The 12,332-nt window shown below is 30.6% G+C and carries 11 protein-coding genes and 1 pseudogene; 7 read left to right on the top strand and 5 right to left on the bottom strand.

Annotated elements, in window-relative coordinates; all coding sequences use genetic code 11:
• Positions 1 to 1,024 precede the first annotated feature (1,024 nt).
• Both HSX44_RS00160 and HSX44_RS00155 read left to right on the top strand, forming a co-directional pair.
• Positions 1,025 to 1,333: a hypothetical protein gene (locus HSX44_RS00160; RefSeq protein WP_275601784.1), complete on the top strand. Its 309-nt coding sequence runs from the start codon at positions 1,025 to 1,027 to the stop codon at positions 1,331 to 1,333.
• Positions 1,334 to 1,355: 22 nt separating this feature from the next.
• Positions 1,356 to 1,865, top strand: coding sequence for a DNA-3-methyladenine glycosylase (locus tag HSX44_RS00155; RefSeq protein ID WP_275601783.1), 510 nt, complete (start codon positions 1,356 to 1,358; stop codon positions 1,863 to 1,865).
• Between the two features lie 50 nt (positions 1,866 to 1,915).
• Here the strand turns inward: HSX44_RS00155 and HSX44_RS00150 are convergent, their stop codons facing one another.
• Both HSX44_RS00150 and HSX44_RS00145 read right to left on the bottom strand, forming a co-directional pair.
• Positions 1,916 to 2,788, bottom strand: coding sequence for a hypothetical protein (locus tag HSX44_RS00150; RefSeq protein ID WP_275601782.1), 873 nt, complete (start codon positions 2,786 to 2,788; stop codon positions 1,916 to 1,918).
• Between the two features lie 118 nt (positions 2,789 to 2,906).
• On the bottom strand, positions 2,907 to 3,278 hold the full coding sequence (locus tag HSX44_RS00145; protein WP_275601781.1) for a glutaredoxin domain-containing protein: 372 nt from the start codon (positions 3,276 to 3,278) through the stop codon (positions 2,907 to 2,909).
• A 67-nt stretch (positions 3,279 to 3,345) separates the two neighbouring features.
• On the opposite strand from HSX44_RS00145, the pseudogene ribF reads away from it, so the two are divergent.
• From ribF to HSX44_RS00125, 4 genes and pseudogenes are all read left to right on the top strand, one after another.
• Positions 3,346 to 4,279, top strand: a pseudogene (ribF, locus tag HSX44_RS00140) (riboflavin biosynthesis protein RibF).
• Positions 4,276 to 4,740 (top strand): signal peptidase II, encoded by a 465-nt coding sequence (gene lspA, locus HSX44_RS00135; protein WP_275601779.1) that lies wholly within the window; start codon positions 4,276 to 4,278, stop codon positions 4,738 to 4,740. The pseudogene ribF and the gene lspA overlap by 4 nt, the downstream one beginning before the upstream one ends.
• Before the next feature lie 52 nt (positions 4,741 to 4,792).
• Positions 4,793 to 6,133 (top strand): M16 family metallopeptidase, encoded by a 1,341-nt coding sequence (locus HSX44_RS00130; protein ID WP_275601778.1) that lies wholly within the window; start codon positions 4,793 to 4,795, stop codon positions 6,131 to 6,133.
• Entirely contained in the window at positions 6,120 to 7,433 is a 1,314-nt protein-coding gene (locus HSX44_RS00125; protein ID WP_275601777.1) for a M16 family metallopeptidase, read from the top strand. The genes HSX44_RS00130 and HSX44_RS00125 overlap by 14 nt, the downstream gene beginning before the upstream one ends.
• Positions 7,434 to 7,435: 2 nt before the next feature.
• Here HSX44_RS00125 and purN read toward each other — a convergent pair whose 3' ends face one another.
• Positions 7,436 to 8,002 (bottom strand): phosphoribosylglycinamide formyltransferase, encoded by a 567-nt coding sequence (gene purN, locus HSX44_RS00120; protein ID WP_275601776.1) that lies wholly within the window; start codon positions 8,000 to 8,002, stop codon positions 7,436 to 7,438.
• A 735-nt stretch (positions 8,003 to 8,737) separates the two neighbouring features.
• Complete coding sequence (locus HSX44_RS00115) at positions 8,738 to 9,262, bottom strand: Na+/H+ antiporter subunit E (protein WP_275601775.1); 525 nt, start codon at positions 9,260 to 9,262, stop codon at positions 8,738 to 8,740.
• Between the two features lie 277 nt (positions 9,263 to 9,539).
• On the opposite strand from HSX44_RS00115, the gene HSX44_RS00110 reads away from it, so the two are divergent.
• Positions 9,540 to 10,256: a TerC family protein gene (locus HSX44_RS00110; protein WP_275602388.1), complete on the top strand. Its 717-nt coding sequence runs from the start codon at positions 9,540 to 9,542 to the stop codon at positions 10,254 to 10,256.
• Between the two features lie 3 nt (positions 10,257 to 10,259).
• On the opposite strand, the gene guaA is transcribed toward HSX44_RS00110, so the two are convergent.
• On the bottom strand, positions 10,260 to 11,816 hold the full coding sequence (gene guaA, locus HSX44_RS00105) for a glutamine-hydrolyzing GMP synthase (protein ID WP_275601774.1): 1,557 nt from the start codon (positions 11,814 to 11,816) through the stop codon (positions 10,260 to 10,262).
• Positions 11,817 to 12,332: the final 516 nt, after the last annotated feature.

Below are 12,332 nucleotides of genomic sequence, written 5' to 3'. Positions count from 1 at the left end.
AAATTTCTCACTCCGCGCTATCAAAAATTAAGCATAGATAAAATGAGACTAAATAAATTAGATATGAATTATTTAAGGTAATATTCCAGAAGCATTGAAATTAACACCATACCCACTGCGTTATCTGAAAATAGCGGTATATTAAAGAAATGATAGAGCTTTATTTGATAAAAATCACTTTTATAAAGTGCATACCATGGGAACATGTTCTAACTAACTAAGCAGAAAAGTATTTTAGCCTTCAAGATTAAACAGCTTAAATATTGACTAACTGATATATGCTCTTATACTAGTTATATGTCAATATTAATGGAGGAGTATATGTTAGACAAGATTAGAAAACTTTGGAAAGCTATCTGTTCTACAATTAAGGGCAAAGTCGAAAGTCCTTATGCACTTATGGTAGAAGAACCTTCTTTTAATGAGACAGATTTAAAACCAAACAAAAAAAAACAAGAGGAGCATCTTATTTTTCTGAATAAGAAAGTAAGGGGAGATGATAATCCTGATATAACTGTGAAAGAAGAACTTTCTGGTAATTCGAGCAATCAAAATATACCTAAATCAATATTAGATAAAGGCGAGCATAGTATCACTCTTGATGATGACGAAGCATGGAATAAGTTTTTTTCATTACAAAATAACCTTTCCACCAATATCACAAACTCAAAACCCTTCGCTCGTGGTAAAAATAAGTATAATGGCAGAGATATTACAGGCAAAATATCTGAACAAATCAAAAAGGAGATATCCAAAAATATAGTAAATAACACTATAGAATCTATAAGACTCAAAGAAGCGAAAAGGGAAAACGATATCGTTTACCCTTCTATAAGAGTTGTGTTAAATGATAGTGAAAAAGAAGTAAATGTAACCAAACTTCTAAGTGGCAACATATGTAGAAAATACAATGTAAAAACAATCACATTTTGCTACCCTAATCAAAAAANAGACAAGAGGAGCATGTTGCTATATTAATGATAATGGAAAAAGAGTTTATGAAGTAATTAATGGATCATATCAAATGACTATAAAATGGTATGCCGGAGAAAAAGAATGTAACATTAAAATTAACATTAACGACGATGGCTCCATAAAGCTTATCAAAGATAATGGCATTACTGAAGAACAATTACGTGCAAATAAAGAAGTAAAAATAGGCAAGAAATGTGAAGCAAAATTTTTACATGAAGCATTAGCATCACAATTACAACAAAAAAGCTCTGAATTAATCAAAGTTTTGCAACATCCTTCAACAAATGTGACAGGTATAGATAAACCACAAGAACATCAAGCTCCTGTTTCCCAGAGATGTATATACCCTCTTAATTAAATAGGGAAACAAAAACATTATAATGAATAATATAATACTACCAAGAAATTTCTATGAACAGCCAACTTTAATTGTTGCCGGAGAGTTGTTAGGAAAAACATTAAAGTTTTCCAGCTTTAGTGGGATAATAACTGAAGTTGAAGCCTATATAGGAACGGACGATCCAGCTTGTCACGCAGCACAAGGCTATACTAACCGAACTTCAGTAATGTTTGGCATGCCTGGATTTTCATACGTGTATTTTATATATGGAATGTATTACTGTTTAAATATCGTAACAGAAACAGAAGGATTTCCAGCTGCAGTATTAATACGAGGATTGAAGCTTATTAAACCGCTCGAAATAAATCTAGATGGACCAGGAATACTATGCAAAAGACTGAATATTACAAGAGAATATAATAAACGAGATCTCACTATAAGTCATGAATTTTGTGTTTACGAATCCCATCTCAAGCCAGATTACGTCTGCACTCCAAGAATTGGAATTAGTAAAGGCAAAGAGAAATTTTGGCGATTCAAGGTTTTTTAACTTTAGCGTTATTTCTATGGTTTAGCCACGGAAATAACATGTAAAATACCTTAGTGAAATTTAACAAGCTTATCTATAGTTTTAGTAATAATTCTTGGAGTATCAGGAGAAACCTCTAAGCTTAGCTTATTTAGCTGCTCTATAGTAAATTCACTATTCTCATTTATTACAAAACTAGATAAAATCTTTTCTATACCTTTAGTAATATTTTCATACTTTTTCAAAGGATGGTTGTGTGGATATCTATTTATGGTTTTAATGCTGGAGTACTCACCAAACACTTGATCCTTAAAAGCAAGTTGTTCTAATCTCTTTTTGAATTTCACTTCTTCCTCTTGTGCTAAAAAATAAGATTTTATTAGTAATTTTACAATTGAATTTATGACCTGATATACTCCAAAATATACTACTATACTAATAGTATTCTCTTTCACTACACAATCATACATACTTTCCTCACGCTTTAATAACTCTATAAACATTCTACTATTTTGTGAATCTAACTCTAAATTCTCTTCATTCATAGGAGTTATTATGAAAATGTTTTTATTTACTCTAATATTAAATTGTGGAGAACCATCAAAAAGGGAAAATGCTACATCCTTAGCTTCAAGTTTACTATTATATGCAGAAAAGAGAGTACATGCTACAACGTCGCTTGGTACCTCCATCCCATGTCTATTCAAGTGAAGTAATATATTTTCAACATCATGATATATAAAACCTGAACTCTTTAGCAAATGAACAACCTCTATGTTGTCATGTTGTTCATACTCTATTCTCACTTCTTCTGTAAAAAGTGTTTTTGCTGCTACATGTTTATTAAGCACTGTAAAAATCTTAATGAAATTTTCTAAATCTTGTTTATTAACTAGTTCAACACTAATCAAATTCTTATCAACAATTAAAATATTCCTTGTCATTTCTGCCCACTAAAAAACTTACCAAGTGAATTGTATTTTTAATGGATTAAAAATTACTTAAGCGAGTATACTAATTTTTCACTTGTAAATTGAAAAACAATGAAAACGAGATAAGAAACTACATAAAATTATCATCTGGTGGTATAACATATTCTTCACATTCACAATTGCTATCTGTATAGGCAGTAACACCAACATAATCTTTATTATTGTTTAATATATAATCCAACTTTCCTTCTCTTTCAAGATTTATCAATTTATCACAACCAGCAATATGGTACATATAATTACCATTTTCATCATTAACAAAGATTTGTGGAACTGTTCCAACATTATATTTCAATTTTATATCATCAAACAAATCTGAGTTTTCAATCACATCGATTTCTTTATACTCCACCCCTTTCTTGTCTAGCAGCTCTTTTGCTTCTTTGCAGAATGGACAATACTGCCTTACGTATATTACAACCTTTTCTTTAGCATTTTTCACGATTTACCTCGGTAGTTTATAAAACATACCTATTATATATAGAAATATTTATAAAATATCAAGCTATATGAAAGTTGTTTATGACTGTAAACAAGAGATAAAAAGTAGCGTAGCATTAAACTTTCGTAAATCTTGATGGCGTGCATTTAGGATATGAATTTGCAATTTCTTCTTTAAAGAAAATAGCTCAGAAAAGAAAACTACTCTCTGTAATTCTAACTTTTGAGCCTCACCCATCAACTGTTTTATTTAACAGAAATAATTTCAGCTTAATAAGCCAAAAACAGAAAAAAGAGCTAATCAGCAACTACGGCATAGATTACTTATATAATATTAATTTTAATGAAGGTTTTGCTCAAGTAAGCTTTAATAATTTCATTAGCAAGATTTTAATAAATAGATATGGCGCAAAATACATAATTGTTGGAGAAAGTTGCACTTTCGGTTATAAACGATTGGGTAACACATTAATTAAAAAAAAATGTTCTGAAATATATGGATACTCTTTAGCTAAATTAGAACCATTGATGATTAATGAAAAAGCTTGTTCCTCCTCTCTAATCAGAGAACACATACAAAAAGGTGAAATAGAAACTGCTAATAAGTTACTTGGTAGGCCTTACCAAGTTTCTGGTATCGTAATAAAGGGTGCATGTAGAGGTAGGAAAATAGGATTCCCAACTATAAACATTACGATAGAAGATTGCATGATAAAACCCAAGTTTGGTACATATTGTGCTAAAGCAGCATTCTCTGATATCAATCCAAATTGGCTATATGGAGTAGTTAATATTGGTATGAGACCTACGTTCAAGGACTTGAAAAAGCCTATAGTAGAAATGCATATATTTGATTTTAATGAAGATGTATATGGTTGTAACGTTAATATACAACTTTTTAAATTTATCAGATCAGAAAAAAGATTTCATAGTATTGATGAATTAACAAAACAAATAAATCAAGATATACTTAAAGCTTATCAATTAATGGCAAACTTATGAAAAAACTATATTTAATTGCCATACTAATTATGGCATCATCTGATCAGATGAGCAAATTATACGTAAATTCATTAATTGATGAAGGAAAGTCAATCGAAGTTTCTAGCTTCATAAAATTAGTTAAAGTATGGAATACAGGGATTAGTTTTGGAATGTTCAGCACTTTACCTTATAGTGACTTTTTTTTTTCAATATCTTCAATACTAATAATTAGCATACTCATATATTTAATACACAAATCTAATGATAAACTAACTTATTTTAGTTTATCCCTTATGCTCAGTGGAGCAATTGGAAATGTAGCTGACAGAATCTACTGGGGAGCTGTATACGATTTTATATATTTTCATATTGGCAATTGGTACTGGCCAGCCTTTAATTTAGCAGATATATATATAGCCTGTGGAACGTTTATATTGTTATATAGATGGTACATACACGACAGATTCATTTCAAAATAGAGCGAGGAATAAGGTCATAGTCTTAAAAGTTAAATTATATTAGGTTAGAGTAATGCTTTACAAGTTTTTTAGTTTCTTTATATTACCCATGCTTTTTTTTATCTATTCAATTCCCTTGAAAGCCATAAGTACAGAATACAACATAAAATATGCTAAACTTAGCAATAAAATGGATATCTATGTCGTACCTAACCATCGAATTCCAGCTGTTTTACACGCAGTAATATATAAAGTTGGAGGAATGGATGATCCAATTGGCAAAGCAGGATTAGCTCACTATTTTGAACATTTAATGTTTAAAACTACGGGAAAATTTAAAGATATAGAATCAACCATGAGTAGCATTGGAGCGCAATTTAATGCATTTACTACTAGGGAATATACCTGTTACTATGAATTAGCTCTCAAAAAAGACTTACCATTAGTAATGGAAGTTGAAGCAGACAGAATGGGCAACTTTAACATTACTCAAGATAAAATAGATAGAGAAAAAAACATTGTATTAGAAGAAAGAAAGATGAGATTCGATAATCATCCTAACAATTTATTGTGGGAAGAAATGAACAGTGCATTTTACCGTACTGGCTACGGAAGATCCGTTATTGGATGGGAGAGTGATATCAAAACTTACAATCAAGATGATATAATAAGGTTTCATAACAACTATTATCACCCAAACAATGCAATACTAATGATTGTTGGAGATGTAGAGTTCGATGAAGTAGTAAGATTAGCAGAAGAAAAATATGGGAGAATTAAAGCTAAGCCTGTAATTAGATATTACCCAAATCAAGATCCAACACATAATGCAAATCTGTTGGTAACTTTAGAAAGTACTGAAGTAAAAGAACCTGTTTTATACTTTCGCTACCGTGTTCCTTTATTTAAGCGTATAGATGAAATCTTTGTTGTTGATTTAGCAGTTGATATTTTAGGAGGTGGTAAGTCCAGTAAGCTATATGAGAATTTAGTTTTAGATAAAGGTATCGCAGTTTCAACAAATGCCCACTATAATGGTTTAGCTTTTAGTGACGGCTATATTGATATCGAAATAATTCCAAAAAGCGGAATGAAGTTGGACGTTATTGAAAGAGAGTTAGATAACGCCATCAACAACTTTATCTCTGAAGGAATAACAAGTAGAGAGTTGAAAAGTGCAAAGTCAAAATACAAATCAGCACAATTTGATAAGCTATCTGACTTAACTAATACAGCAATATTTTATATACCATATTTAGCACTTGGTATCCCACTTAATGAAATAGACATTTCATACAGCAAGATTAACAACATTGATTTAGATACTGTAAATAGTAAAATCCGTACTATCTTTTCTACTGATAAGTTAATCGGTCGTTTGCTACCAAAAGGAGGTAATTATGAAAATAAGTAAACTTGTATTTCTACTTTTTTTCTGTCTAGGCTTTAACTTACAAGCAAGTAGTAACCTAATAAATATAGAAGAGGTCACTACCTGTAAAGGATTTAAGTTTTTATTTGTTAAAAACTGTGATCTACCGAAGGTTTCACTGAATATATCGTTCAAGAATGCAGGTTATGCGTATGAGAACAAAGAAAAACAGGGACTCACTTGGCTTACTTCTCTTGTAATTCAAGAAGGAGCAGGAAAAAATGATTCCAAAGATTTTGCAAAAAAGCTTGAAGATAAAGGAATAAATCTAAGCTTCAGCACCAGCCTAGAAGCATTTAAAGTTTCATTAAACACTTTATCTAGCAACTTAGAAGACGCAATTTCGCTATTAAGCGACGCTATAATGCGTCCTAAAATCGACCCTGAAGGGTTAAATAGAATTTTTGAAAAAGCTAAAGTTAATTTTAATAATCTTGAAAAAAAACCTCACTTTGTTGCTACCAAGAAATTAGACATGCTTTTGTTTAAAAAGCACCCTTACTCAAAAAGTGAATATGGAACTTTTAACACTATAATGAGCATTACTAAAGAAGATATTCTAACATACATAAAGCGTAATTTTACTAAAGACAACATAGTTATCAGTGTTGCTGGTTGTGTAACAAAAGAAGAAATTAGTGCACTACTGGATAAATATTTATTTAAGCTACCACCTAAAAGATCGATAATTAAAAAAATACCTGTAAAAAATGATTTCGGCCCTGCAGAAAGCGAGAGCATTTTTATGGATATACCACAAAGTATAATACTTTTTGCTCAGAAAGGTATAACTTATGAAGACCCTAATTATTACAACGCTATTGTCTTAATTAATGCTCTTGGCGGCATGGAGCTAAATTCAATAATGATGAAAGAGTTAAGGCAAAATTTGGGTATTACTTACAGTGCTAATATGAGTATTATTTCCAATAAACATGGAAACGCTATAATTGGCTTTATAAGCACTGATAGCTCCACTGCTAGCAAAGCTATATCAGCAGTGAAAGATACATTGAGCAGGATAAAAAAGGAAGGAATTGATAAGCAATTGTTCAAGGATGTAAAAATCAGATTAATAAATAATCTTACCTTTTTCCTATTCAATAATACAAACATAGCAATGTTGCTTAATGACACACAAATAAATGATCATGATATCAATCGTATAAATAATTATGCAAACATCATTAATAACGTTAAATTAGAAGAAGTAAACAAATTAGCAAACTCTTTACTGGATCCTGAAAATTTGTTTTTTGTTAAAGTTGGAAGAAGTACCTAAGGTTAATGATTAATATTTTCTGCTATCAACCTTATTGCTTCCACGTAACACTTATGCTCTTCAGCAAGAATGCGTTCTGAAAGGCTTTGAATATTATCATTTGGTAACACTGGCACAGCAGTTTGAGCGATTATGCTTCCAGCATCAACCTCAGGAGTAACGTAATGCACGGTACAACCTGTAATTTTGACACCTGCCTTTAGAGCTTGCTCCTGAGCACTTAAACCCTTAAAAGATGGAAGTAAAGAAGGATGAATATTTACAACTTTATTATGCCATTTAGTCAGAAAGTCAGCTTTTAAAATCCTCATAAACCCTGCGAGGCAAATTAAATGAACTTTATGTTGAACAAGTATTTCGTGAATTCTATCAGCATCAAGTGGGTTATTCTCAACAATAAATGCTGAGATACCTGCTTGTTTTGCTATTTTCAAACCAGCTGCCTTATTGTTATTTGTAATAACACATACAACTTCTGCAGGGAAACTGCAATCTTGGCCTGCCTTTATTAGAGCCTGCATATTTGACCCCCTACCTGAAATCAGTACTCCGAGTTTTATCTTTTCCACTGATATAATTAATTTAGAACTTATGTGAAAGTCAATATTAATAAAATAGCTAACGATAGAAAACCTATTTTATAAAGAATAGAACAACATTATATTAACAAATTTTCTCTGTTATAGATGGAAAAACTTTTCACTTTATGTTTTATGCTGTTCAGCAAAGCATAAAACATCATATACATAGCTAAAATTAGCTATAACGCTCATTAATATTAAACCATTTGTATATAAATACACCAACAACACAGCTAGTAGCATTTGTAATCGCGTTATCATTTATTTAAAAAAGTACTAGTATAATCTAATTACTAGACCAAATACAAATAGAGAAAACCGAATGAGTAAATTATCGCATAACACAAAAATGAGTAAACTTCAGGTTACTCAGTGGGAAATAATAAAAAATTGTAAATATGCTGATAACTGCCTGTCAAAAGCAACAACCTTATACATGAATAGCTCAATTGTCTAACCTTTATACAAATAATGAACCTGAAATTAATACTATCTTGATAAGAGTAAATGTAACAAGTAAAAATGTTTTCTTAGATAGAGCTATTACTATTAAAATTATGGAAAATATTTTTCCATAAAAATTCAACAATGAGAAAAAATAACATATTAAAATTAGAAAATTTATATAATAATTACCCTTTATTGTTGGTAATAGCCTTCCAAAAGAAATGTTTGAAAGCCTAGTAAGAGAATATGATGATGCTACTAATCTATTTAAAGCAATTACTTAATTAAATATAGTAACCTTAAAACTTCGTTCTCTATTTTATAAACGCCACTCTTAAAGCTTTCATCCATCAAACATATAGTAGACAGATATATTTGCTGTTTTCTTGCAACATCGATAGTCAAAGTACCAGGAGTGATCGTGACCGAATTTGCAAATAATGCAATACTTTTATTGTTATGTCCTTCGCATTTCTTTACAATGATTATTGGCTTGAGTTTAAGTTTAGTTTGTAAAACTTTCTTTGTTACATAAATGCTTGATAAAATAATCTGATATGTTAACCACGGCATATAATTTACTAGTAAATTATAAAACGATAATTTACTTGCACCATTTAAGATCTGACTGAAAGCACTTTCAGCATTTATCAATCGTTTAAAGATAAATAATGTGAACACAGAAGAAAATACCCCACAAAGAACAAAAAACGTCTCAAAATAACCAGATAACATAGTCCATAAAGAAAACAAAATTATAAATGATAGAGAAAAAAACTTAATTTTTTGCTTAAGATTCATGATTTGCAGTATAATTCAAGTAACTTCTTAAGAAAAGACAATAATAAATAACAACTGATATGAATTTACATATTAATAATGATCTGATTTTAGGCTATAGAAAGAAAATTCAAATTTACCAATAAATTGTTAGTCCACTACAACATACTAGCAACTAAGGCCACAATGCTATAGTGCAGAGAAACTTGACCTGCACTAACCTCTGCTTTGTCCAAGCAGAAATTACTTAATCTTTACATATCTACTGTAGAATAGAATAGCTGAATCTGAAATGAAAATGTTAGCTGAAGCTCAAACTTTACTAATGCTTACATTACTTGAAACTACACTTAACATAGATAATTTGATCTTTATTTCTTTATCTCTAGATAAGATACCAAATAGACTAAAAGAAAGAATACGCCTTGCAGGTCTTGGATTAGCACTGTTAATGCGTCTTGTAACGCTGTTTTTTACATCATGCATATTATCAATGCAAAAACCTATATTTCATCCTGCATCGCTAAATATTTCAGTAAAAGATTTACTTATGATAACAGGAGGATTATTTCTCATTATTAAAAGTGTCATAGAGTTACAGAATGACATTTTTTTATGCAAGCAATCTGAAAAAAAAATAGATATTAAACCACAACCATTCTTAGTTATATTACAAATCACATTAATAGACTTAATCTTCTCAGTTGACTCTCTATTAACTGCTATAGTATTAACTCACAACGTGGCTATAATTGCTATAGCGTGTACATTTTCTATATTAGTAATGATATTCTTATCGAGTTATACCGTTCAGTTAATTAAATCTAGTACAAGACTAAAAACAATTGCCATCTTATTTATTTTGCTTGTTGGTGTATACCTAATACTTGAAGGGATTAATATAGAATTACCAAAAGGATACTTATACTCTTCATTGATATTTGCATTGCTTGTAGAAGCTGCAAACAATATAAAAAAAAGTATGCTGTATGAAAAAGAGAAAAAACAACTTTAGATTTTATTCCCACTCAATAGTTGCTGGTGGTTTAGAAGTTAAGTCATATACAACTCTATTTACCCCGGAAACATTGTTAACGATTATGCTGCTGACATCTTGTAAAAAACTCCAAAATATTGATGAATATTGACTTTTATCTTCAAATGGAAATGCATCAGCTGTCATACCATCAGAAGATGTCACGGCTCTCAAAGCACAAACATATCCGTACGTACGACTATCTCCCATGACACCTACAGTTCTTATTGGCAACAGTACAGCAAAAGCCTGCCATATTTGATCATATAAATTATGATTTCTCATTACATTAATATATATTTCATCCACTTCCTGTAATATTCGTACCTTTTCTTCATTGATCTCACCTATGATCCTTACTGCAAGCCCAGGTCCAGGAAACGGATGTTGAAATAATATTTTGTCTGAAAGACCAATTTCTCTTCCAAGTATTCTTACCTCATCTTTAAATAGGTAGCGTAAGGGTTCCATCAACTTTAGATTCATCTTTTCTGGCAATCCACCAACATTATGATGAGATTTAATTGTACTAGCATATCCTGAAGCGTGTCCTGATTCAACTACGTCAGAATAGATGGTGCCTTGCATCAAAAAGGCTACATTACCTATTTCCTTTGCTTTTTCTTCAAACACTTCGATAAAAGTGCTACCAATAATTTTTCGCTTTTCTTCTGGATTAATTATTCCCTTCAATCTATTCAAAAACAAACTCGATCTATCAACATAGTTCACAGGAATTTCTTTCAACATAGTGATAATCTGGCTCTTGTGTAATAATCCAGTATCGATAAAAATACAATTCAATTGTTTCCCTATAGCTTTATATGTGAGAGTTGCTGCAACACTCGAATCAACTCCACCACTTACCGCAGCGATTACTTTCTTATTACCTACTAAATTCCTGATTCTTCTCTTCTGTTTTTCAACAAGTGATTTCATCGTCCAATCTCTTTTACAATTCGTAATATCCAAGAAATTAGAAAGCAACTTACTACCATTTGTCGTAGGCTTAACCTCAGGATGGAACTGAGTACAATATATCTTACGTTGTTCGTTGACAATTATTGCAATTGTTTGATTTATTACACCTGATGCAATAACAGTAAACCCTTGTGGTATAGTTTCAACACTATCTACATGATTCATTAATACATCTACTTCAGAATTAATATTCCATGTACCTTTTATAATAGGAGATTCTTTTAGTATTTTAATCTTAATTTTACCAAATTCCTGCTTGAATTCCCTTCTTACCTTTGCCCCAAAATGATGACAAATAATTTGTTGTCCATAGCATATCCCAAGTATAGGAACACTCGTTGCCTCGTTAAACTTTATAATCTCATGTGCTACTCCATTTATATCAGAATAACTATCATTGACAGATTGCGGTCCTCCAGAGAAAATAAATCCATTGCATTTTGACATTACTTCAAAAGTAATGTTGCTTTGGAATATCTCACAATAAACACCCATTTCTCTGATTTGTTTTGCAATAAGCTGTGTAAATTGTGAACCAAAATCAATAATAGCAATCACTGATAACGTGCTCCTCTATATCATATTATTCAAAGCAATACTCAATAATAAAGAAAATGATAGAGTAAGTAAATTGAGATCTCCTCGAAAACTCTAATATATGGTGTAGACTAACTTAATTTAGCTTAAGTTGACAGAAATTCTACATAATGTAATTTAACTTTCTTACCCTTTCTTCTTAAGGTTAGACATATTTTAAGTTTTTCCTTAACCATTATAATTTCCCCTCAATAACAAAAATAATGCTATTACCTATGTATAAGATGTGTATAAAGACTTAGCTCAAATTATTTCCCGGTTTCACTGTTTATAAACTTTTTCCACTTTAATTCCATATTTCTACCACTTTTGGAGTAACTAACACAAGCATTTTTCCTAAATATAAATAAAGCATCATAGATAAACTCTTCATTTTATACTCCAGTATATTCATACTTAACTACCTTTTAGGCTTATCTACCCTTAAATATATCTAATGCTCACTACCTACCATATTATTCAATACCTTACACAGTA

The organism is Wolbachia endosymbiont of Onchocerca gibsoni (genome assembly GCF_029169405.1).
GTDB lineage: Bacteria > Pseudomonadota > Alphaproteobacteria > Rickettsiales > Anaplasmataceae > Wolbachia.
Note: the sequence above shows the minus strand (reverse complement) of the source record. Positions and strands in the feature narration are given on the sequence as shown.